The 21276-nt window shown below is 69.8% G+C and carries 21 protein-coding genes and 1 pseudogene; 9 read left to right on the top strand and 13 right to left on the bottom strand.

What is annotated here, in order from left to right:
- Positions 1–7: 7 nt before the first annotated feature.
- The 3 genes and pseudogenes from QSU92_RS12910 (at position 8) to ligD (ending at position 2594) form a co-directional block, all read left to right on the top strand.
- On the top strand, positions 8–925 hold the full coding sequence (locus QSU92_RS12910) for a Bax inhibitor-1/YccA family protein (RefSeq protein WP_289265905.1): 918 nt from the start codon (positions 8–10) through the stop codon (positions 923–925).
- Positions 926–1026: 101 nt separating this feature from the next.
- Positions 1027–1329, top strand: coding sequence for a helix-turn-helix domain-containing protein (locus QSU92_RS12905; protein ID WP_289262498.1), 303 nt, complete (start codon positions 1027–1029; stop codon positions 1327–1329).
- A 25-nt stretch (positions 1330–1354) separates the two neighbouring features.
- Positions 1355–2594: pseudogene (ligD, locus tag QSU92_RS12900) on the top strand (non-homologous end-joining DNA ligase).
- 1 nt (position 2595) lies between these two features.
- Here the strand turns inward: ligD and QSU92_RS12895 are convergent.
- Entirely contained in the window at positions 2596–3105 is a 510-nt protein-coding gene (locus tag QSU92_RS12895; RefSeq protein ID WP_289262496.1) for a TetR/AcrR family transcriptional regulator, read from the bottom strand.
- 92 nt (positions 3106–3197) lie between these two features.
- Between QSU92_RS12895 and QSU92_RS12890 the strand changes: the two genes are divergently transcribed.
- On the top strand, positions 3198–3914 hold the full coding sequence (locus tag QSU92_RS12890) for an MBL fold metallo-hydrolase (protein WP_289262494.1): 717 nt from the start codon (positions 3198–3200) through the stop codon (positions 3912–3914).
- 133 nt (positions 3915–4047) lie between these two features.
- On the opposite strand, the gene QSU92_RS12885 is transcribed toward QSU92_RS12890, so the two are convergent.
- The 9 genes from QSU92_RS12885 to QSU92_RS12845 form a co-directional block, all read right to left on the bottom strand.
- Positions 4048–4635, bottom strand: a complete 588-nt coding sequence (locus tag QSU92_RS12885) for a ClpP family protease (RefSeq protein WP_289262492.1) — start codon at positions 4633–4635, stop codon at positions 4048–4050.
- A complete protein-coding gene (locus QSU92_RS12880) occupies positions 4632–5261 on the bottom strand; it encodes a ClpP family protease (protein WP_289262489.1) in 630 nt (209 codons plus the stop codon). Before QSU92_RS12880 ends, QSU92_RS12885 begins: the two co-directional genes overlap by 4 nt.
- Positions 5262–5317: 56 nt before the next feature.
- Positions 5318–6715: a glycosyltransferase gene (locus QSU92_RS12875; RefSeq protein WP_289262487.1), complete on the bottom strand. Its 1398-nt coding sequence runs from the start codon at positions 6713–6715 to the stop codon at positions 5318–5320.
- 143 nt (positions 6716–6858) lie between these two features.
- Positions 6859–8439, bottom strand: a complete 1581-nt coding sequence (gene guaA, locus QSU92_RS12870) for a glutamine-hydrolyzing GMP synthase (protein WP_289262485.1) — start codon at positions 8437–8439, stop codon at positions 6859–6861.
- On the bottom strand, positions 8436–8966 hold the full coding sequence (locus QSU92_RS12865) for a DUF3817 domain-containing protein (RefSeq protein ID WP_289262483.1): 531 nt from the start codon (positions 8964–8966) through the stop codon (positions 8436–8438). The genes guaA and QSU92_RS12865 overlap by 4 nt, the downstream gene beginning before the upstream one ends.
- A gap of 35 nt (positions 8967–9001) precedes the next feature.
- On the bottom strand, positions 9002–9838 hold the full coding sequence (locus QSU92_RS12860) for an SURF1 family protein (protein ID WP_422880380.1): 837 nt from the start codon (positions 9836–9838) through the stop codon (positions 9002–9004).
- Positions 9838–10953, bottom strand: coding sequence for a GuaB3 family IMP dehydrogenase-related protein (locus QSU92_RS12855; RefSeq protein WP_289265903.1), 1116 nt, complete (start codon positions 10951–10953; stop codon positions 9838–9840). The genes QSU92_RS12860 and QSU92_RS12855 overlap by 1 nt, the downstream gene beginning before the upstream one ends.
- Positions 10954–11002: 49 nt before the next feature.
- Positions 11003–11281, bottom strand: coding sequence for a DUF2277 domain-containing protein (locus QSU92_RS12850; protein ID WP_141937201.1), 279 nt, complete (start codon positions 11279–11281; stop codon positions 11003–11005).
- A gap of 30 nt (positions 11282–11311) precedes the next feature.
- Positions 11312–11965 (bottom strand): TetR/AcrR family transcriptional regulator, encoded by a 654-nt coding sequence (locus QSU92_RS12845; RefSeq protein WP_289262479.1) that lies wholly within the window; start codon positions 11963–11965, stop codon positions 11312–11314.
- Positions 11966–12038: 73 nt separating this feature from the next.
- Between QSU92_RS12845 and QSU92_RS12840 the strand changes: the two genes are divergently transcribed.
- The gene (locus tag QSU92_RS12840) at positions 12039–13484 is read left to right on the top strand and encodes a DHA2 family efflux MFS transporter permease subunit (RefSeq protein WP_289262477.1); all 1446 of its coding nucleotides are present in this window, start codon (positions 12039–12041) and stop codon (positions 13482–13484) included.
- Here the strand turns inward: QSU92_RS12840 and QSU92_RS12835 are convergent.
- The 3 genes from QSU92_RS12835 to guaB form a co-directional block, all read right to left on the bottom strand.
- Complete coding sequence (locus tag QSU92_RS12835; protein WP_289262475.1) at positions 13459–14076, bottom strand: TMEM175 family protein; 618 nt, start codon at positions 14074–14076, stop codon at positions 13459–13461. The genes QSU92_RS12840 and QSU92_RS12835 overlap by 26 nt on opposite strands.
- A gap of 92 nt (positions 14077–14168) precedes the next feature.
- The gene (locus QSU92_RS12830; protein ID WP_289262473.1) at positions 14169–15005 is read right to left on the bottom strand and encodes an endonuclease domain-containing protein; all 837 of its coding nucleotides are present in this window, start codon (positions 15003–15005) and stop codon (positions 14169–14171) included.
- A 242-nt stretch (positions 15006–15247) separates the two neighbouring features.
- On the bottom strand, positions 15248–16747 hold the full coding sequence (gene guaB, locus QSU92_RS12825) for an IMP dehydrogenase (protein WP_289262471.1): 1500 nt from the start codon (positions 16745–16747) through the stop codon (positions 15248–15250).
- A 211-nt stretch (positions 16748–16958) separates the two neighbouring features.
- On the opposite strand from guaB, the gene QSU92_RS12820 reads away from it, so the two are divergent.
- Genes QSU92_RS12820 through QSU92_RS12805 form a run of 4 tightly spaced genes read left to right on the top strand, consistent with a single transcriptional unit; the run spans position 16959 to position 21006 of the window.
- Positions 16959–18281: a branched-chain amino acid ABC transporter permease gene (locus tag QSU92_RS12820; protein WP_422880379.1), complete on the top strand. Its 1323-nt coding sequence runs from the start codon at positions 16959–16961 to the stop codon at positions 18279–18281.
- 10 nt (positions 18282–18291) lie between these two features.
- Positions 18292–19272 carry a branched-chain amino acid ABC transporter permease gene (locus QSU92_RS12815; protein WP_289262469.1) on the top strand — a complete coding sequence of 327 codons (981 nt, stop codon included), beginning with the start codon at positions 18292–18294 and terminating at the stop codon, positions 19270–19272.
- Between the two features lie 34 nt (positions 19273–19306).
- Entirely contained in the window at positions 19307–20269 is a 963-nt protein-coding gene (locus QSU92_RS12810) for an ABC transporter ATP-binding protein (protein WP_289265901.1), read from the top strand.
- Positions 20266–21006 carry an ABC transporter ATP-binding protein gene (locus QSU92_RS12805; protein ID WP_289262467.1) on the top strand — a complete coding sequence of 247 codons (741 nt, stop codon included), beginning with the start codon at positions 20266–20268 and terminating at the stop codon, positions 21004–21006. Before QSU92_RS12810 ends, QSU92_RS12805 begins: the two co-directional genes overlap by 4 nt.
- Positions 21007–21276 lie beyond the last annotated feature (270 nt).

The raw sequence follows: 21276 nt of genomic DNA, 5'->3' as shown, positions 1-21276 counted from the left end.
GAGAGCAGTGGCCCTCAACAACCCCGCATTCAACAACCCGGCGTTTCAGGACCCTCGCGCCGTGCAGTCATACCCGGGCGGTGCGCGTGCAGCAAGCCTGACTCCGCCGCCCGCCGCCGCCGCAGGCTCGGCCTCGCGCGGCAGCGCCGATCTCGCTGCCCAGGCGCAGCTCGAGGGCGCCTTCGCCGGTCCGCCCGCCGGTTCGGTCGAGACCGGACGGATGACGATCGAGGACACCGTCGTCAAGACGGTGTCGCTCTTCGCGATCCTTCTCGTCACCGCCGCCGTCGGCTGGGTCTGGACGCTCGGCGGCCTGACCCCGACCGACAGCGTCTCGGCGCTGCCGATGATCGTCGGGGGTCTCGCCGGCTTCGTCCTGGCGCTGGTGATCATCTTCACCTCGCGCAAGAAGGTCCGCCCCGCTCTGATCTTCGCGTACGCGGCGGCCGAGGGACTGTTCATCGGCGGCATCTCGGCCTTCTTCGAGGTGCAGTGGCCGGGAATTGTCCTGCAGGCGACCCTCGCGACCCTCGTGGTCGTCGGCGTGACCCTCGCCCTCTTCGCCAGCGGCAAGATCCGAGCGTCGGCCCGGGCGACCAAGATCTTCCTGATCGCCATGGTCGGCTACCTGGTCTTTTCGCTCGTCAACGTCGGCATGATGCTGTTCGGCGCGACCGACAGCGCGTTCGGCCTTCGCAGCGACGTGCAGATCTTCGGCATCCCGCTCGGAGTGATCATCGGCATCGTCGTCGTCCTGATGGCCGCCTACTCGCTGGTGCTCGACTTCGACCAGGTGCAGCAGGGCGTGCGCAACGGCGCCCCGCGTCAGTACGGCTGGCTGAGCGCCTTCGGCATCATGGTCACCGTCGTCTGGCTCTACATCGAGATCCTCCGCATCCTCGCGATCCTGCGCGGCAGCGAGTAACCTCACGCGTCTCGAACGGCCGGCCCGGTTCTCCGGGCCGGCCGTTCTGCTGTGAGCAGAACGCGTGGCGCAGCGCGGCATCCGCTCTTTAGCCTCGCTTCATGACCGACCATCTCCCGCCCGAGCCGCTCTGGCGCGACGCCCTCGGCGAGCGCCTGCGGCGCCTGCGTCACGAGCGCGGCGAGCGCCTCACCGACACCGCCGACCGCGCGGGGGTGTCCCCGCAGTACCTCTCCGAGGTCGAGCGCGGTCGCAAAGAGCCCTCGAGCGAGATGATCGCCGCCATCGCCGGCGCGCTCGACACCACGCTCATCGACCTGACACTCGGGGTCGCCGACGATCTGCGGAGCGTCGCGAGCGTCCCTACCAGGAGCACGCGCGGCGCGTTCGCCCTCGCCGCCTGAGCTTCCCGCAGGTACGGTGGGCCGCATGGCCGCGAAGACACCGCCCGCGATCCTCGACGTCGACGGCGAGGAGGTGCGGATCTCCAGCCCCGACAAGGTCGTCTTCCCCGAGCCCGGCATCACCAAGCTCGACCTCGTCGAGTACTACCTCGCCGTCGCCGACGGAGCGCTCCGCGGGGCGGGCGGCCGCCCGATGGTCCTCAAACGTTTCCCCCGCGGCATCGACGCCGAGCCGTTCTTCCAGAAGCGCGTGCCCGAGAACCACCCCGCCTTCATCGACACCGCCACCCTGCACTACGCGTCGGGCACGTCCGCCGAGGAGGCCGTCATCCGCGACGCGGCCGGGCTCGCGTGGATCGTGAACCTCGGATGCCTCGACCTGAACCCTCACCCGGTGCGCGCCGAAGATCTCGACCACCCCGACGAGCTGCGGATCGACCTCGACCCGATGCCCGGCGTCGAGTGGTCGCAGATCGTCGACGTCGCCTCCGTCGCCCGCGAGGTGCTCGACGACGTGGAGCTCGTGGGCTGGCCGAAGACGAGCGGGTCGCGGGGCCTGCACATCCTCGTCCGCATCGCCCCGGAGTGGGACTACAAGCAGGTGCGCCTCGCCGCCGAGACCCTCGCCCGCGAGGTCGAGAACCGCGCACCCGGGCTCGCCACGGCACGGTGGTGGAAGGAGGAGCGGGGCGAGAGCGTCTTCGTCGACTTCAACCAGAACGCCAAGGACCGCACGGTCGCCTCGGCGTACTCGGTGAGACCCCGCCCCGACGCCCGCGTGTCGGCCCCGCTGTCGTGGGAGGAGGTGCGCACCTCCCTCCCCGAGGCCTTCACCGTGCCCACGATGATCACGCGCTACGCCGAGATCGGCGATCCGCACGCGGGCATCGACGACGCCGTCGGGTCGCTCGACGGACTGCTGCGGCTGGCCGAAGAGCCTCGGCCCGGCCGAGAAGCCGCCCCGCGGAGGCGACGGCTCGGGGCGTCGGCAATCGACGATGCCGCTCATCGAGGTCGCCCGCACGAAGACCAAGCCCGAAGCGCTCGAGGCGCTGGAGACGTGGAAGGCGCACCACTCCGAGGTCGCCGCTCAGCTGCATCCGGCTGACGTCATGATCGACGGCATGCGCGGGTCATCCTCCCTCTGGTACCGGGTGCGGGTGAACCTGCAGCACGTCGCCGAGGGCGAGCGCCCCCCGCAGGAGGACCTCGTCGCCGACTACGACCCGTGGGCGGGGAAGGTGTGGCCGACCGCCGAGCGGTAGATCAGGCCGCCCGATCGAGCCCGGCCACGATGGTGTCGAGCCCGAACGCATAGGCCTCATCGAGGTCACCGCCGAGGCGGAAGGCCCCGGCCAGCTCCATGGTGAGGAAACCGGTTGCCCACGCCGTGACCACGCGCGCAGCATCGAGACTCCTCGTCGCCGCGATGATGGGGTCGGCGACATCGCGGAACGCCCCCGCCGCAGCGTCGGAGTCGAGCAGCAGGCGGAAGCTCATCGGATTCGCGCGCGCGAAGGACCGGTAGGCGTGGGCGAGCTCGGTGACGGTTCCGTCGGTCGCGGCGAAGCGGCGGGAGAGATCGGATGCCGCATCTTCGGCCACCAGGCGGAGGAGTTCGTCGCGGCCCTCCACCCGCTTGTAGAGGGAGGGAGCGCGCACCCCCACGCGCTCGGCCACCGCCTGCATCGTGACACCCGCGACGCCGTTGTTCTCGAGCAGATCGCGAGCGGTGGCGACGATCTCGGGGAGGGTGGTGCGCTCGGGGGTGGGCATCGTCGTCCTCCGGGGAATAACGGACAGCTATTGACGTTAGCCATCAAGGCTATGTATCGTAGCCATCATACTCACGCAGAGAGAAGACGGCAATGCGACTCGCTCCCCAGCTCCACCGCATCGGCAACGACATCGTCGCGGCGTATCTCGTCGAGACCGCCGACGGCATCACCCTCATCGACGCCGGACTGCCCGGGCACTGGCGCGACCTCATCCGCGAGCTGCGTGCGATGGGACGCCAGCTCAGCGACGTCCGCGGGGTCATCCTCACCCACGGCGACAGCGACCACCTCGGCTTCGCCGAGCGCCTTCGGCGCGAGCACGGCGTGCCCGTGTACATCCACGCCGCCGATGCGGAGCGGGCGAAGGGCGGCCCGAAGCCGCCGACGGCGATGGGCCGGAAGCGCATCGGTGCTGTGGCGGGGTTCTTCCTCTACGCCGCTCGCAAGGGCGGGGCGCGTACTCGGCACCTCACCGAGGTCGCCGAGGTCTCCGACGGACAGGTCCTGCCCCTCCCCGGTGATCCGCAGATCATCGCCCTTCCCGGGCACTCGCCCGGCAGCGTCGCGGTCTACGTCCCGTCGGTGCGGGCGGCGTTCGTCGGCGACGCCCTCACCACCCGCTCGGTGCTCACCGGCGAGGTCGGGCCTCAGCCGGCGCCCTTCACCGACGAGCCGGTCGAGGCGCTCGCCTCGCTCGACCGACTCGTGGGGCTCGACGCGGAGTGGATCCTCCCCGGCCACGGCGCGCCCTGGCGCGGCCGGCCTGCCGTAGCCGTCGCGGCGGTGCACGCGGCGGCTACGGCGTAACTCCTCAGATTCGCGGGGGTGGGTGCGGGCGCAGACGTGTCCCTAACTCCTGCACTTCGGCGCCGAGGGCAGCTCAGCGACCGGAATGCGGCGCCTGGCGGCCTGAAATGCAGGAGTTAGGGACACGCGGCGGCTACGCCCGCGTGAGAACCGTGTCGGCGAGGCCGTACTCCACGGCCGCAGCGGCGGTGAACACCCGGTCGCGGTCGGTGTCGATGCGGAGCTTCGCCGCGTCGACGCCGGAGTGCCTCGCCAGGATCTCCTCCACCTCTCCCCGCACCCGCACGAGTTCGTCGGCCTGGAGGATGAGGTCGGGGATGGCGCCGCGCCCCTGCCCGGCCGGCTGGTGCAGCACCACACGCGCGTGAGGGAGCACGGCGCGTTTGCCCGCGGCGCCGGTCGCCAGCAGCACCGCCCCGACGCCGATCGCCTGCCCGACCACGGTCGTCGCGACATCCGGCCGCACGTGCTGCATCGTGTCGTAGATCGCCAGCATCGCCGCCGGATCGCCGCCCTCGCAGTTGATGTAGAGCTGGATGTCGCGCTCGGGACTGTCAGCGTCCAGGTGCAGGAGCTGGGCGATGAGCGCATTCGCCACGCCCGCGTCGATCCCGGTGCCGAGGTAGACCACGCGCTCAGCAAGCAGATGGGAGTAGACATCCATGATGCGGTCTCCCCGCGGATGCTGCGCGACCACGTTCGGGATCGTGTACCCGCTCACGCCGCCGCCTCCGTTGCGCCGACGCTGAGACCGGCCGGCCGCCGCGGGCGCGGCACGACCTGGTCGAACCCGTCGACGATGCCGTCGATGAAGCCGTACACCTGCGCCTCAGTGGCGGTGTACCAGCGGTCGTGGAGGGAGTCGTCGAAGATCCGGTCCACCGGCTGCCCGGTGTCGGCGGCGATGAGTGCGAGGACGGTGTCGCGGGTGTGGCGGAGGTCGTCGGCCTGCATCTCCACCTCGACAGCCGACCCGCCGATGCCGGCCGAACCCTGGTGCATCAGCACCCGCGCGTGCGGGAGCGCGCGGCGCTTCCCCTTCGTCCCGGCCGACAGCAGGAACTGTCCGGCGCTGGCGGCCATGCCGAAGGCGAGGGTCGCGACGTCGTTGGGGATCAACCTCATCACGTCGCGGATGGCGAGCATCGCCGGCACCGAGCCGCCGGGCGAGTGGATCCACAGGGCGATGTCGGCGGTCTCGTCCTCCGCCGCGAGGGTCAGCAGCTGGGTGGTGAGCAGCGTGCCGTTGTCGTCGTCGAGCGCGCCGTCGAGCACGAGCACCCGGTGATGGAACAGTTCGCGTCGGGCCTCGGGCCCGAACGCCGGAGGGCGTGGTTGATCTGACATGGACTCATCGTGCGACGGATGCCACGGCCGCGGCCGCCTGCGCGGCCCTCGGCGGATCAGCTCAGGGCAGAGCGCCGGGACGGACGAGCCAGCACGTCGCGGACCGCGCCGGCCAACGCCGCCATCACGTGCTCGGGCTCGATTCGCCGCGCCGCCTCCACCGCCTCCACCGACAGCCGGTGCCGCAGGTCGAGGTCGGTGAGCACGCGCACCAGCGCCTGCGTCATCGCCTCGACGTCGCCGTTCGGCACGAGCAGTCCGCCGCCCCCGGCGAGCGCCTCGGCCGGCCCGAAGGGCGCGTCGTACGCGACGACCGGGCACCCCCGCACGAGCGCCTCCGCGAGCGAGAGCCCCTGCCCCTCATGCCGGGAGGTGGAGAGGAAGACGGCGGCGTGGTCGAGCACCCGCCCCGGGTCATCCGTGGGTCCTCGCAGCACGACGTGCGAACCGACACCGAGCTCGTCGATGAGAGCCTGCACCTCGCCGCGCAGCGGCCCGTCACCGTAGATGTCGAGCCGCGCCTCCGGAAGCACCCGGATGACACCCGCGAATGCCCTCACGGCGTGATCGACCCGCTTCTGGAACGCCAGCCGGTTGAGCATCACGACCTGGTGCGGGTCGCGGCCGGCGAGCGGCGCGACCGCCGACGCGGCGGGCACCGCGTTCGGCACGACGATGTGCACGTTCGAGGCGCCGAACCGCTTCTGGATCGCGTCGCGCTGCGCGGCGGTCGGCCAGAGCACCGCGTCGAACCTCTCGGCGACGCTGAACCACCGCTCCCACAGGGCGTTCGTCTCGGCGTCGGGCGTGTAAGGCGGCTCCATGTGCACGGTGTGGATCGGATGCAGCAGCCGCACGTCAGGGTCGTCCCACCCCGCGAGCAACTCGCCGAGCTGTCGCGACTCGCACACGACGATGACCGGCCGCGCCGGGTCATCCGCCCGAAGCCCGGCCACCACGTGGTCGAGCCACGCGCGGTAGAGCGCGCCGAACCCCGGGACGATGCCGCGCACCCGCCCATCGGGGCCGTGCACGGCGATCGGGGCTGTCGTGATGTGCCAGTCGGGGTCATCGGGAATCACCGGCAGCGACAGGGCGGGGCGCTCGGCGGGCGCCGGCCGATACTGCAGGGCCGGATCGGCATCGCCGGGATGCGCCGCATCGAGCAGCCACGCGGCGGCGCCGCCATCCGCTCCGATCGCCTCGTCGAAGAGGTTCCGCATGCGGTCGGCGCCGACGATGAGATCGCGTCCGTCGAAGACGGCGCGGTGATGCGCATGCTCCTCGGGGGTGCCGGGGTCGACCGTGAGGAGGAGCGGCCCCCGGCCGCCGTGCACGCCGGCGGCGGCCATCTGGCGCGCCCGCGCCAGGGTCGCGAGGGTGTATCCGCCGTCCCGGTCGGGGATCAGGCGGCTGGAGAGGATGACGTACTCGGCGTCGGGGAAGACGGTCACGGTTCTATCTTCCCCTCCTCACGTCGCGGCACGCGGGAGGAGATCCGCTCAGCAGAGGTTACTCCGCCGACATCCATCCTCCGGCGCGTCGATGACCTCCCGCGCGCCGCCAGCCCGCCTCACGCCGCCACCGCCCCTCGCGGTCACTCCCACTCGATGGTGCCGGGGGGCTTGGACGTGACGTCGAGCACCACCCGGTTGACCTCGCGGACCTCGTTGGTGATGCGGTTGGAGATCTTCGACAGCACGTCGTAGGGAAGGCGCGTCCAGTCGGCCGTCATCGCATCTTCCGACGACACGGGGCGCAGGACGATCGGATGACCGTAGGTGCGGCCATCCCCCTGCACGCCGACCGAGCGCACGTCGGCCAGGAGCACCACGGGGCACTGCCAGATCTCGCCGTCCAGGCCCGCCTTGGTCAGCTCGGCCCGCGCGATGGCGTCGGCATCACGCAGAATCTCGAGACGGTCAGCGGTGACCTCACCGACGATCCGGATGCCGAGGCCGGGCCCCGGAAAGGGCTGGCGCGCCACGATCGCCTCCGGGAGGCCGAGCTCGCGCCCGATCGCGCGGACCTCGTCCTTGAAGAGGGTGCGCAGCGGCTCGACGAGCTCGAACTGCAGGTCTTCGGGAAGACCCCCGACGTTGTGGTGCGACTTGATGTTCGCCGCCCCCGTGCCACCGCCGGACTCGACGACGTCGGGGTAGAGCGTCCCCTGCACGAGGAATCGGATCGGCTCGCCGTCGGCCGCCGCCTCGGCGACGAGGTCTCGCTCCGCCCCCTCGAACGCGCGGATGAACTCGCGCCCGATGATCTTGCGCTTCTGCTCCGGGTCGGAGACCCCCTCGAGCGCGGTGAGGAACTGCTCGCGCGCGTCGACGGTGACCAGGCGCACGCCCGTAGAGGCGACGTAGTCGTTCTCGACCTGCTCGCGCTCGCCCTTCCGCAGCAGCCCGTGGTCGACGAAGATCGCGGTGAGCTGATCGCCGACCGCGCGGTGGACGAGCGCCGTCGACACAGCCGAGTCGACCCCGCCTGACAGGGCCGAGATGACGCGGGCTCCGCCGACCTGGGCGCGGATCTTCTCGACCTGCTCGGCGATGACGTTTCCGCTGTTCCAGTCGGCGGGGAGCCCCGCAGCCTTGTGCAGGAAGTTCTCGAGCACCGCCTGACCGTGGTCGGTGTGCTTGACCTCGGGATGCCACTGCACGCCGTACAGCCGACGGGCATCGTTCGCGAACGCGGCGACGGGGGTTGCGGCGGTGCGGGCGAGCACGTCGAAACCGTCGGGGGCCTTGGCGACCTGGTCGCCGTGGCTCATCCAGACGTTCTGCTCGGGGGGCTGGCCCTCCAGCAGCGTCCCCTCGGTCACGATCGTGGCGTCGGTCGCACCGTACTCGCGAAGTCCGGTGTGCGCGACCTCCCCGCCGAGGGCCTTCGCCATGGCCTGGAAGCCGTAGCAGATGCCCAGGGTCGGGACCCCGAGCTCGAGGACGCCCGGGTCGAGGGCCGGAGCGCCGTCCTCGTAGACCGACGAGGGCCCGCCGGAGAGGATGATGCCGACGGGCTCGCGCGCGGCGATCTCGTCGGGCGTGGCGGTGTGCGGCACGATCTCGCTGTACACCCCCGCCTCGCGCACGCGTCGGGCGATCAGCTGCGCGTACTGCGCGCCGAAGTCGACGACGAGGACGGGACGCTGGGACGTCTCGGTCTGTTCGGTCACCGGGTACCTTCCGAAGCGGGGACGGTGGGAGAGTCGGATGCCGCGGCAGCGGCCTCGCGCTCGGCGAGGTAACGGCGGACCTCGCGGGCCACCCGCGCCTCCATGAAGAACGACAGCAGCGGCACGACGCCGCCCAGGGCGAGGGTGATGAAGCGCAGGAACGGCCACCGCATGAGGCTCCAGATGCGGAAGCAGGCGAAGAGGTAGACGACGTAGAACCAGCCGTGCGCGACGAGGATGAACAGCGAGATGTTGAACCCGTCGCCGGTGGAGATCATCTCGCAGCCGTTGGTCGCCGGGAGGAACAGCGACCACCACAGGCAGTCGGCGCCGGCGATGACGGGCGCGAACCAGAGGAACCCGCCAGAGCCTCCCGCGAACAGTTCGATGTGCAGCGGGGTGTACTTCAGGATCATCTCCGCGACGAGCAGGAGCAGGCCGACACCGGTGATGATCGAGCAGATCTGGTAGAAGGTCAGCGCTCCGCGGATCGCCGGAAATGAGGCGAGTTTCGGGGCACGCGGCATGCCTCCGAGTCTACCGGCCGTGCCGGAGCGCCGATTCAGGATGTCTCGCCGGCAGCGTCTTCGAGGTCTTCGACCTCTCGCTCCCACGCGTCTTTGGCGAGGCGATACCAGAGGTAGAACGCGAACCCCGCGAAGATGACCCACTCGGCGGCGTAGAAGATGTTCAGCCAGTTCACCGCCGACCCCGCCTCGGGCGGCGCCGAGACGATCTCGTCGAGACCCCCCTGCGGCACCTCGGCGACGATGTACGACCGATACACGTCCAGTCCCGCGGTGTCGCTCCATCGGGAGAGCAGGGCGGCCGGCGACATCCGTATCAGGGTCTGCGGGTCTGCGCCCGACGGCGGCGGCACCGCCCCCTCGTCGGAGATGAGCCGCCCCTCGATCGCGATCGGTGCAGCCCCGGCATCGGTGTTCAGTCGCTCGGCGGCCGCGTCCGCGGCATCCTGTGTCGGCGCCCACCCCACTGCGACGGCGATCGACGTGGGTGAGGCGGTGTCGGCGACGCGCAACTGGCCCGTCACCCAGAACCCCTCGACCCCCTCGTTGAACCGCGACGAGACGACGATGAAGTCTCCGGGCACCCACGAACCGGTCACGCTCACCCGCTGCCCGACGAAGGGCTCGGGAAGGTACTCGCCGGGCTGGCTCACCTCGTCGAGCGGGCGCACCTGCTCGGTCGCCCCGGGCGGAAGCGGCGCCGTGTCGATCGCGCGCCCGAGCTGCCACTGGCCGAGCCACGCGAACAGGCCCGCGACCACGAGTGAGAGCGCCAGGAGCGCGATCCACTGCGGGCGGATCATCACCTCGCGGAGGGTCGGCGGGAACTCCTGCGGCGCAGCCGGCTGGGGCGGCGAGGCGGGCTGGGTCATCACTGCGGGTAGGGCGCGACGACGACCTCCACGCGCTGGAACTCCTTGAGGTCGGAGTAGCCGGTCGTCGCCATGGACTTCTTCAGCGCCCCGATGAGATTCGCGGTGCCGTCGGCGACCGGCGCCGGCCCGTAGAGGATCGACTCGAGCGTGGTGACCTGGTCGACCTTCACGCGGCGACCGCGCGGCAGCTTGGCGTGGTGGGCCTCGGGGCCCCAGTGGAACCCGCCGCCGGGCGCATCGGTCGCGCGTGCGAGCGCGACGCCGAGCATCACCGCGTCAGCGCCCATCGCGAGAGCCTTGACGATGTCGCCGGAGGTGCCGACACCGCCGTCGGCGATGACGTGCACATAGCGTCCGCCCGACTCGTCCAGGTAGTCGCGTCGCGCGCCGGCGACGTCGGCGACCGCCGTCGCCATCGGCGCGTGGATGCCGAGGGTCGCGCGCGTCGTCGAAGCCGCTCCCCCGCCGAAGCCGACGAGCACCCCCGCGGCGCCGGTGCGCATGAGGTGGAGTGCGGCGGTGTAGGTCGCGGCGCCGCCGACGATGACAGGCACGTCGAGGTCGTAGATGAACTTCTTCAGGTTCAGCGGCTCGGCCACGCTCGAGACGTGCTCGGCCGACACGGTGGTGCCGCGGATGACGAAGAGGTCGACCCCCGCCGCGACGACGGTCTCGTAGAGTTCGGCCGTGCGCTGTGGGGTGAGAGAACCTGCGACGGTCACGCCGCCGGCGCGGATCTCGGCGAGCCGGTCGCGGACGAGCTCGGGCTTGATCGGCTCGGAGTAGAGCTCCTGCATGCGGCGGGTGGCTGCGGCATCAGGAAGGCTCGCGATCTCGGCGAGGAGCGGCTCGGGGTCGTCGTAGCGGGTCCAGAGACCCTCGAGGTCGAGCACACCGAGTCCGCCGAGCTGGCCGAGCATGATGGCGGTGCGCGGGCTGACGACGGAATCCATGGGGGCACCGAGCACCGGGATGTCGAACTGGTATGCGTCGATCGACCACGCCGTGGAGACATCCTCGGGGTTCCTCGTGCGCCGGGAGGGCACGACGGCGATGTCGTCGAACGTGTAGGCGCGGCGAGCGCGCTTGGCGCGGCCGATCTCCATCTCCATGGTCACCGTCCCAGCCTACCCGCCGGGTCTGACGCGGCCGCGGGGGTTCTCAGGCGACCTGGTAGCGCCCCGACGCCACGGCGCGGGCGCGGGCCTTAGCAGCCTCCTCCTCGCGGTTCTTCGGCGGTGCCGTGGTGACGAGGTCGTCGAGCAGGTGCTGCGTGACATGGGCGATCTCGGCGACGGCGCGGTCGAAGGCCTCCTGGTTGGCCTTCGAGGGCTTGGTCGTCCCGGCGATCTTCCGCACGTACTGGAGGGCTGCGGCGTGCACCTCGTCCGACGAGGCTGCGGGCTCGAAGTTGTGGAGGGTGTGGATGTTCCGACACATGCGAGCGACGATACGCCCGGCCCGCGCCTGTCACCAGGGTTCGTCGGCGCGCGGAGCGATGTCGAGGATCTGCGGGAGCTTGGAGGGGAAGCACGTCTGCATCAACTCCGTGATGCGCGGGTCGGTGTCATAGTCGTCGACCAGTCGCATCCCGATCATGACGTTGATGAGCATCCCCTGCGCGAGGAACGAGCTGGCCTCCTCGGCGGAGAAGCCGACCTCCTCGCGGAAGAACTGCCACACGTCGGCGAAGATATCGCGGGCAGCGGGTCCGATGACCGGATGACTGCCCAGCAGCCAGGCATGCGACAGGGTCTGGTGCAGCCCCCGCACGCTCACCAGCTGCACGTAGGCGTCGCCGATGCGCTGCGGGAGCTCGAGATCGGATGCGTCGTCGGCGAGCGCCTCACGGAAGGCAGCCATCAGGGCATCGGATGACGCCGAGAGAGCGGCGAGGAACAGGCTCTCCTTCGAGCCGAACAGGCGCACCACGTACGGCTGGCTGACGCCGGCGGCCCGGGCGACGTCGTCAGTGGTCGTTCCCTCGTAGCCGCGGGCGCCGAACATCGCGATCGCCGCGGCGATGATCTGCTCGCGACGCTCGTCGGAGCTCATCCGCCGAGCGGGGGCGGCACTCGCCGCGTCGGCGGGAGAGGCGGTCGACGTCGACGGTGAGGGGGCCATGTTGACATGTTATCAGTCGATTACTACATTGTGCTCCAGTAAGTAATCATCCGATTACAACCAAGGAGTCCCGATGCCCATCTCGCCGCCACGCCGCCCCTTCGCCCTCGTCCTCGCCGCGGCATCCCTGCCGATGTTCATGGCGACGCTCGACAACCTCGTGATGACCAATGCCCTCCCCGTGCTGAGCCGCGAGATGGGGGCGAGCGTCGAGGAGCTGCAGTGGTTCGTCAACGCGTACACACTGGTCTTCGCCGGCGCGATCCTCGTCGCGGCCGCCCTCGGGGATCGGTTCGGTCGCCGGACCGTGTTCGCGATCGGCATCGGCGTCTTCGGTCTCGGCTCTGTGCTCGCCGCCCTCAGCACCGACCCCGGTCAGCTGATCGCCGCGCGCGCACTGCAGGGCCTCGGCGGGGCGGGCGTGCTGCCCCTCTCGCTCGCCCTCCTCAGCGGCGCGGTCACACCCGCACGCCGGCCGCTGGCGATCGGCATCTGGGGCGGGGTGTCGGGGCTCGGCGTCGCGGTCGGACCGCTCGTCGGCGGAGCGACCATGGAGGGCTGGACGTGGCAGGCGATCTTCTGGATCAACGTCCCGGTCGCCCTCATCGCCGTCCCCCTCGCCCTCCTCGTGCTCCCGAACGACTTCGGCGTGCGCGCGCGCATCGACATCCCCGGCGCGCTGCTGGCCGCCGGCGGCGTGCTGGCCCTGGTGCACGCGATCGTCCGCGCCAACGACGACGGGTGGGACACGGTCGGCGTCATCGGCGAACTCGCCCTCGGCGGCATCCTGCTCCTGGCCTTCGTCCTATGGCAGGCGCGCACCGCGGCGCCGCTCGTCCCGCTCCGACTCTTCCGCGACCGCTCGTTCTCGATCACCAACCTCGTCGGGTTCGCCTTCAGCTTCGGCACGTTCGGCGCGGTATTCCTCCTCATCCAGTTCCTGCAGGTCGAGCAGGGGTCGACGCCGCTCGAAGCGGCGCTGCAGACGACACCCTGGACCCTCGCCCCGATGTTCATCGCTCCCCTCGCCGGCGTCATCGCGCCGCGCGTCGGCACGCGGGCGCTGCTGGTGGTCGGGCTCGCCCTGCAGGGCGGTGCGCTGGCGTGGATCGCCGCGGTGATGTCATCCGATGTTCCCTACGCGGCGCTCGTGGCGCCCTTCATCATGGCGGGGGTCGGCATGGGGCTCGTCTTCGCGCCGTCGGCGACGGCCCTGCTCGCCACCCTCGGACTCGTCGACCACGCCAAGGCGTCGGGGGTCAACTCCACGGTGCGCGAGCTCGGCGTCGCGCTCGGCACGGCGGTGATGACGGCGATCTTCGTCGGGGCGGGCGGCGCGCTGGTTCCGGGCGAGTACGTGGCCGCCGCGCGACCGGCCGTCTTCCTCGGCGCAGCCGTGCTGGGGGTCGCGACCCTCGCCGCGCTGCTCCTTCCCGCCGGGCGGAGCGAGAGCTCGGCGAGCGTGGACTCGGTGGACGCGGTCGACGGGGAGGTCAGCGTCCCCGCAGCAGTCGGGTGAGCAGTCCGTCGAAGACGAAAAGCAGGAACGCCGCCGAGCCGATCCAAGGCGAGACGATCACGACGACGACCGAGATGATCACCGCGCTGAGGGCGCCCCGGCCGTAGGCGCGGGCGTCGCCCTCGGGGAGGTCGGGCATGAGGTCGGCGCGGCGACGCACGGCCCAGGACCACTGCAGCCAGCTGGTGAGGATCGCCAGGAAGAAGGTGATCGGCATGAGGACGCGTCCGGCCGTGTAGGTCGAGTACTCGGTCGTCAGGCCGGTGGCGAAGGGCACGACGACGATGAAGAGCAGCCGGATGTTGTTCAGCCAGATCATGACGCCGTCGACCCGGACGATCCACTCGAACTGCTCGACGTGGGTCATCCAGAGCAGACACAGGAGCAGGAAGCTGAGGGCGAAGTTGAAGAACTGGGGACCCATCGCCGCCAGCGCGCCCCACATCTCGTCGTTGCTCTGAATCGTGCCGAACGCGTGGGTGGTGAGGTCGAGCACGAGGAGGGTCGCCGCGATGGCGAACACGCCATCGGTGAACGCGGCAAGGCGCGTCGCGCCGACCGTCGCCTCGGGATGAACCTTCCCCCTGATCACCCCGCCAGGGTAGCGGTGGGGGTGGGAGCGGGCGAGCGCTCCGCGCTGAGGGGATCTCGGCGCGTCTCCCGTCGCAGGAGAGTCTCGGGCGCTCAGGCGGCGAGGTGGAGGCGGGCGGCGATGGCCCGGCGGATGACGCGGAGCACCGCCTCACGGTCGTGGACGACCTGCGCGTAGCCGAACCTGAGCACGGTGTACCCGCGCAGGCGCAGTTCGGCGTCGTGGGCGATGTCCTTCGCGCGCTGCGCGGCGGAGGAGTGGAACTGCCATCCGTCGATCTGGATGACGAGCCTCTCCCCCATGAGGATGTCGACGGGTCGGCCCGCGAGCCACACCTGCTGACGGATGTGCACACCCCAGCGGCGGAGCGGGGTGACAATGAGCGTCTCGAGACCGGAGTCCGACAGGCCCGTGACGGCCTCGGCCAGTTCGCGCGCCGCGGTCGAGGTCCACGCGAGCGAGCGCAGGTACTCCGGCGCGAGCTTCTCCACGCGCACGGCCGACTCCCAGACGGCGAGCGCCGACTCGGACGGGAGGCACTGGGCGATATGGAGCAGCGCATCCTCGACGTGGGCGATGAGTGCGTGGCTGGCGGGGAGCATCGGTCGAGTCCAGTGGGTCACCGCATCGAAGCCACCGACCGCCGCCCCCGACCCAGGCAGCCGATGGAGGTGTAGGCGATCCGGCTCGTCGAGCATCCACCATGTCCGGCGACGCGCGAGTGTGACGCAGGTCAGCCTGCTCCCGGCTCTGGCCGCCGCGACGAGCAGCGGATCGCTGGAGGGAAGCGCGAGCCACGCGCGGCGGATGAGGACGGCGCCGCCCGTGCGTACGAAGTTCCGCAGCGCCGCGACGGTGAAGCCCGCACGCAAGGCGTCGATGCGATGGGCTATCCCGCCTCGCGCCCCGAGCCAGTGAGCAAGATTCATGCCTGCGAGCCTGGCGAGTGGAGCGGCGGTCCCGGCCCCGTTCGCGGAGAACTGTGAGTAAATGCGCGCCACGCGCGCCTGTGCAGGAAGCGCGTCGTGGCATCCTCTCGCGTTGCTCACAGAATGACGTCTTCTCCACAGAATCCCGGCGAGATTTTGCGGAGAAGACGCGATTCTGTGGCGGACGGACCGGGCGCAGCGGCGCGCCGCGCGAGGCGGCCCGGGGCGCGCCCCGCGCGGGCTCAGCGCTTGTAGTTGGGCGCTTCCACGACGATCTGCACGTCGTGGGGGTGCGACTCCTTCAGCCCCGCCGAGGTGATGCGCACGAACTTGCCCTTGGCCTTGAGCTCGTCGATCGTGCGTGCGCCGACGTAGAACATCGACTGCCGCAGGCCCCCGACGAGCTGGTACGCGACCGCCGACACCGGACCCCGGTACGGGACCTGCCCCTCGATCCCCTCGGGGATGAGCTTGTCGTCGTTCGGCACATCGGCCTGGAAGTAGCGGTCCTTGGAGTAGGACGTCTTCTTGCCCCGCGTCTGCAGCGCCCCGAGCGACCCCATGCCGCGGTACTGCTTGAACTGCTTCCCGCTCTGGAAGACGATCTCGCCCGGCGACTCGTCGGTACCGGCGAGGAGCGACCCGAGCATGACGGTGTCGGCTCCGGCGACGAGCGCCTTGGCGATGTCGCCCGAGTACTGCAGTCCACCGTCGGCGATGATCGGCACGCCCGCGGCGCGGGCGGCGAGGGATGCCTCGTAGATCGCCGTCACCTGCGGCACGCCGACGCCCGCGACCACACGGGTCGTGCAGATCGACCCCGGTCCGACGCCGACCTTCACCGCATCCACACCGGCGTCGATGAGCGCCTGAGCGCCCTCGCGCGTCGCGACGTTGCCGCCGATGACGTCGACGCCCGCGAACGACGGGTCGGCCTTGAGGCGCCGCACGATGTCGATGACCCCGGCCGACTGGCCGTTGGCGGTGTCGACCACGAGCACGTCCACGCCCTTGTCGCGCAGCGCCTCGGCGCGCTGCCACGCGTCGCCGAAGAAACCGATCGCGGCGCCGACCCGCAGGCGCCCCTGCTCGTCCTTGGTCGCGAGGGGGTACTTCTCGCTCTTGTCGAAGTCCTTGATGGTGATGAGCCCGGCGAGCTTGCCGCCGTCGTCGATGAGCGGCAGCTTCTCCACGCGGTGTTTCGCGAAGAGGGCGATGACGTCGTTCGCGCCGATCCCGACCTGCGCGGTGATGAGCCCCTCGGTCGTCATCACGTCCTTCACCAGCGTCGTCTGACGCTCGAAGCCCGAGACGAAGCGCATGTCGCGGTTGGTGACGATGCCGACCAGCTGCCCGTCGGCGTCGACGACCGGCAGTCCCGAGATGCGGTACTTCGCGCACAGCGCGTCGACCTCTTCGATCGTGGCGTCGGGGGTGGTGGTGATGGGGTCGGAGATCATCCCCGACTCGCTGCGCTTGACCCGATCCACCATCGCCGCCTGCTCCTCGATGGAGAGATTGCGATGGATGATGCCGATCCCGCCCTCACGCGCGATGGCGATCGCCATGCGGGCTTCGGTGACGGTGTCCATCGCGCTCGAGAGGAGCGGGGTGGCCACCGTGATGCGTCGGGTCACGCGCGAGGAGGTGTCCGCCTCGCTCGGGATGACATCGGTGTGGCCGGGAAGCAGCAGCACGTCGTCATACGTGAGACCGACGAAGCCGAAGGGATCGTGTTCCATTGGGGGGCTCCTGCGCGCGAGAAGGGGTGTGCTGATTCTAAACGCGCGAGGCTGCGACCTATTCCGACCGATCGGTCACTTATGCTCGATCATCACGCCTTACGAATGCCAAGTCGGTTCGTAGGTGAAACACGCCCGACACATTACGCTCATACCGTTCATCAATGCCGATGCACCCCGATGTCGGCATGGGCGCCGGACTGGAGGATCTGTGAGTCCCACCATCGCTGTGGTCGAGCGAAAGAGACGCAGGGCGATCCCCGCGGTCATCGCCCTGTTCCTGATGCTCATGGGCATCTTCGTGTCATCCGTTCCCGCCTTCGCCACGGATTCCGAGAACCCGTACCGCATCAGCGGCAACGTCCAGCTCGACGGCGAACCCCTCGAGGGCGTGAGCCTCACGATCGACGGGCCCGGCGGCGAGCAGGAGGTCGAGACCGACGAGAACGGCCAGTGGCGCGTGGGAGTCCCCGAACGGGGCGAGACCTATACCGTCACCCTCGACGAGTCCACCCTTCCCGAGGGCATCGCGGTGGTCGACCCCGAAGACGACTCCCCCAACATCAAGGAAGTGGAGATGGGGCAGGGTGGCCGCGCGACGGTCAACTTCTTCATCGGCGAGGGTGAGCGAAACGTCACCGGCTTCTTCGACCAGTTCGTCCAGCGCATCATCCAGGGGTTGAGCTTCGGTCTCATGCTGGCCCTCGCGGCCATCGGTCTCTCCCTCGTCTACGGCACCACCGGCATCTCCAACTTCGCCCACGGCGAGATGGTGACCTTCGGGGCGGTGATGGCCGCGGTCCTCGTGGGGCCGGCGAGCCTGGCGCTGCCGTGGTGGCTCGGCTTCCCCGTCGCGGTGGTGCTGAGCGCCGTCCTCGGCCTCGTGATGGACATGGCGCTGTGGCGACCCCTGCGACGCAGACGCGTGGGCATCGTGCAGCTGATGATCGTGTCGATCGGTCTGTCACTGGCGATGCGCTACACCTTCCAGTTCTTCATCGGCGGCGGCACCATCCAGCTCCCGGGATCCAACGCCCCGCGCATCCCGCTGTTCGGCACCGTGGAGCTCAGCGTCATCGACCTCGCCTCTCTCGCGATCTGCATCGTCGTCATCGTCGCCTTCGCGCTGTGGCTGACCCGCTCCCGGATCGGCAAGGCGACACGGGCGATCTCGGACAATCCGTCGCTGGCAGCGGCATCCGGGATCGATGTGGACTTCGTCGTCCGCGTGGTCTGGATCCTCGCCGGCTCCCTCGCCGGTCTCGCCGGCATCCTGTACGCGTATTACCGTCCGGGCATCCGCTGGGACATGGGAGCGCAGATCCTGCTGCTGATGTTCGCCGCCGTGATCCTCGGCGGCCTCGGCACCGCCTACGGCGCCCTCGTCGGTGCGATCATCGTGGGTCTCGTCGTCGAGGTCTCGAGCCTGTGGATCCCGTCGGACCTCAAGTACGCCAGCGCGCTGTTCATCCTCATCGTGATCCTGCTGTTCCGACCACAGGGAATCCTGGGCCGGCGAGAGAGAATAGGTTAGGGCCCGGCAAATGGACTGGCTGCAGATCCTCTCCAACACCGCCTCCTCGATCCTGAGTCCGGCGACCATCGGCTACGCCCTCGCGGCGCTCGGCCTCGCCGTGCACTTCGGCTACACCGGCCTCATCAACATGGGTATCGCCGGGTTCATGGCGATCGGGGCATACGGGTACGCGATCGGCGTGCTCACCTTCGGACTGGAGTGGTGGCTCGCCGCGCTCCTCGGCCTCGTCGCCTCGGCGGTCTTCGCCGTCATCCTCGGTATCCCGACCCTGCGGCTGCGCGGTGACTACCTCGCGATCGTGACGATCGCGGCGGCCGAGGTGGTGCGACTGCTCTTCCTCACCACCGCGTTCGACGAGTACACGGGCTCCGCCGACGGGCTCAGCGGGTATCACGCCAGCTTCCGCGGGGCGAACCCGATCCCCGACGGCACGTACGGCTTCGGACCCTTCACCTACAACGAGACCCAGTGGTGGGTGCGCATCATGGGGCTTCTCACGCTCGCGTTCGCCGTGCTCGTGGTGTGGATGCTCACCCGCAGCCCCTGGGGCCGCACGATCAAGGGCATCCGCGAAGACGAAGACGCCGTGCGCGCGCTCGGCAAGAACGTCTACGCCTACAAGATGCAGTCCCTCGTCCTCGGCGGGATCCTGGCCGCCGCAGGCGGCATCGTGTACGCCCTCCCCTCAGCGGTCAGCCCCGGTGTGTACGTGACCTCGCTGACGTTCTTCGTGTGGACGGCGCTCCTCCTCGGCGGCGCGGCGACCGTGTTCGGCCCGCTCCTCGGATCGCTGATCTTCTGGGTGCTCCAGACGTTCCTCTCCAACGTCCTTCCGGCGCTGGTGTCGGCGGGCATCCTTCCCTTCATGTCCCAGATCCAGGCGGGAACGCTGCGCTTCATCATCGTGGGCGTCGCGCTCATGCTCCTCGTGATCTTCATGCCGCAGGGCATCCTCGGCAACAAGAAGGAGCTGACCTTTGTCCGATAACCCCTCGCTCAACGAGCCGTCCGACGTCGACCCCATGGCAACCCCCACGCCGCGCGCGAAGTCCACCGGCCTTCACGTCGGCGAGGTCGAGCCGGGGGTGGCCAAAGTCGACCCGATCCTCGTCGCCGACGGCGTGCAGCGCTCGTTCGGCGGTGTGAACGCCGTCGATGTCGACCACCTCGAAATCCCGCGCGGCGCGATCACCGCGCTCATCGGCCCCAACGGTGCCGGCAAGACCACGCTGTTCAACCTCCTGACCGGCTTCGACAAGCCCAACACCGGCACGTGGAGCTTCGAGGGGAAGAACCTCTCCGGCATCCCCGCCTACCGCGTCTCACGCATGGGGCTCGTCCGCACCTTCCAGCTGACGAAGGCCCTCGGCCTCCTCACCGTCATGGAGAACATGAAGCTCGGCGCCACCGGGCAGCGCGGCGAGAAGTTCTGGGCCTCGCTCTTCCCGCCGCTGTGGCGGAAGCAGGATGCCGAGATCGAGAAGCGCGCCGAAGGGCTGCTGAAGAAGTTCAAGCTCGACGCGAAGTCGAAGGACTTCGCTGCGAGCCTCTCGGGCGGCCAGCGCAAGCTCCTCGAGATGGCGCGCGCGCTCATGACGCAGCCGACGCTGGTGATGCTCGACGAGCCGATGGCCGGGGTGAACCCCGCGCTGACGCAGTCGCTCCTCGACCACATCCTCGATCTCAAGGACGAGGGGATGACGGTGCTCTTCGTCGAGCACGACATGCACATGGTCCGGCACATCGCCGACTGGGTGGTCGTCATGGCCGAGGGACGCATCGTCGCCGAAGGCGACCCGGCATCCGTCATGAAGAACCCCGCGGTCATCGACGCCTACCTCGGCGCGCACCAGGAGCTCGATCTCGGTGTCGTCACCGGACGCATCGCCGTCGTCGACGGCACCGAGCCGGCGATCACCGCGGCGGACATCGAAGCTGAGGCCGAGGCCGAGGAAGAAGCACTGAACAAGAAGGACGCGAAATGAGCAGCGCCACCGCGACGGGCACCCCGGTCGTCTTCGTCGACGACGTGCACGCGGGCTACCTTCCCGGCGTGAACATCCTGAACGGATGCTCGCTCGTCGCCCACCAGGGCGAGCTGATCGGCATCATCGGACCGAACGGTGCGGGAAAGTCCACGCTCCTGAAGGCCATCTTCGGACAGGTCAACGTCCGGCAGGGCACCGTGACCCTCGAAGGCGATGACATCACGGGTTTGAAGGCGAACAAACTCGTCGCCCGCGGAGTCGGGTTCATCCCGCAGACGAACAACGTCTTCCCCAGCCTCACCATCGAGGAGAACCTCCAGATGGGGCTCTACCAGCGTCCCAGCGCCTACAAGGAGCGCCTGGAGTTCGTCACCGGCATCTTCTCCGAGCTCGGCAAGCGGCTGAAGCAGCGCGCCGGGTCGCTCTCGGGCGGTGAGCGCCAGATGGTGGCGATGAGCCGTGCGCTGATGATGAACCCCAAAGTGCTGCTGCTCGACGAGCCGTCTGCCGGTCTCTCCCCCGTGCGGCAGGACGAGGCGTTCATCCGGGTCTCCGAGATCAACAAGGCCGGAGTCACCTGCATCATGGTGGAGCAGAACGCCCGCCGCTGCCTGCAGATCTGCGACCGCGGCTACGTCCTCGACCAGGGACGCGACGCCTACACCGGCACCGGACGCGAGCTGCTGAACGACCCGAAGGTCACCGAGCTGTACCTCGGCACGCTCGGCGCCTGACGCGGGCGGGGTGGGGGACGCCTCAGGCAGCTCGCCCCCATCGAGGTGGCGCATGTGGTCGGGCTGAGTCGCGCAAGGTGACCATTCGCGCCACCTTTGCGCGAGCGCTGAACCCGGCCGCGCAGCCGCCTCAATCGAGGTGGCGCTTATGGTGCGGTTGAGGCGCGCAAGCCGACCAAGTGCGCCACCTCAATCCGGGCGCGCAGATCGACGTGACGCATCTGGTCGTGCCGAGGCGCCGACGGCGACCACGTGCGCCACCTCGACGCT

Origin of the sequence: Microbacterium sp. ET2 (assembly GCF_030347395.1) — a bacterium.
Lineage (GTDB): Bacteria > Actinomycetota > Actinomycetes > Actinomycetales > Microbacteriaceae > Microbacterium > Microbacterium albipurpureum.
This window is presented reverse-complemented; position numbering and strand designations above follow the sequence as displayed.

Bases quoted from the DNA above. Each gene is read 5' to 3' on its own strand.
- QSU92_RS12815 (WP_289262469.1), top strand. From the start codon at position 18,292: ATGGACTGGCTGCAGATCCTCTCCAACACCGCCTCCTCGATCCTGAGT.
- QSU92_RS12840 (WP_289262477.1), top strand. From the start codon at position 12,039: ATGCCCATCTCGCCGCCACGCCGCCCCTTCGCCCTCGTCCTCGCCGCG.
- QSU92_RS12855 (WP_289265903.1), bottom strand. From the start codon at position 10,953: ATGGAGATGGAGATCGGCCGCGCCAAGCGCGCTCGCCGCGCCTACACG.
- QSU92_RS12890 (WP_289262494.1), top strand. From the start codon at position 3,198: ATGCGACTCGCTCCCCAGCTCCACCGCATCGGCAACGACATCGTCGCG.
- guaB (WP_289262471.1), bottom strand. From the start codon at position 16,747: ATGGAACACGATCCCTTCGGCTTCGTCGGTCTCACGTATGACGACGTG.
- QSU92_RS12895 (WP_289262496.1), bottom strand. From the start codon at position 3,105: ATGCCCACCCCCGAGCGCACCACCCTCCCCGAGATCGTCGCCACCGCT.
- QSU92_RS12810 (WP_289265901.1), top strand. From the start codon at position 19,307: ATGGCAACCCCCACGCCGCGCGCGAAGTCCACCGGCCTTCACGTCGGC.
- QSU92_RS12845 (WP_289262479.1), bottom strand. From the start codon at position 11,965: ATGGCCCCCTCACCGTCGACGTCGACCGCCTCTCCCGCCGACGCGGCG.
- QSU92_RS12860 (WP_422880380.1), bottom strand. From the start codon at position 9,838: ATGACCCAGCCCGCCTCGCCGCCCCAGCCGGCTGCGCCGCAGGAGTTC.
- QSU92_RS12905 (WP_289262498.1), top strand. From the start codon at position 1,027: ATGACCGACCATCTCCCGCCCGAGCCGCTCTGGCGCGACGCCCTCGGC.
- QSU92_RS12850 (WP_141937201.1), bottom strand. From the start codon at position 11,281: ATGTGTCGGAACATCCACACCCTCCACAACTTCGAGCCCGCAGCCTCG.
- QSU92_RS12865 (WP_289262483.1), bottom strand. From the start codon at position 8,966: ATGCCGCGTGCCCCGAAACTCGCCTCATTTCCGGCGATCCGCGGAGCG.
- QSU92_RS12805 (WP_289262467.1), top strand. From the start codon at position 20,266: ATGAGCAGCGCCACCGCGACGGGCACCCCGGTCGTCTTCGTCGACGAC.
- QSU92_RS12880 (WP_289262489.1), bottom strand. From the start codon at position 5,261: ATGTCAGATCAACCACGCCCTCCGGCGTTCGGGCCCGAGGCCCGACGC.
- QSU92_RS12830 (WP_289262473.1), bottom strand. From the start codon at position 15,005: ATGAATCTTGCTCACTGGCTCGGGGCGCGAGGCGGGATAGCCCATCGC.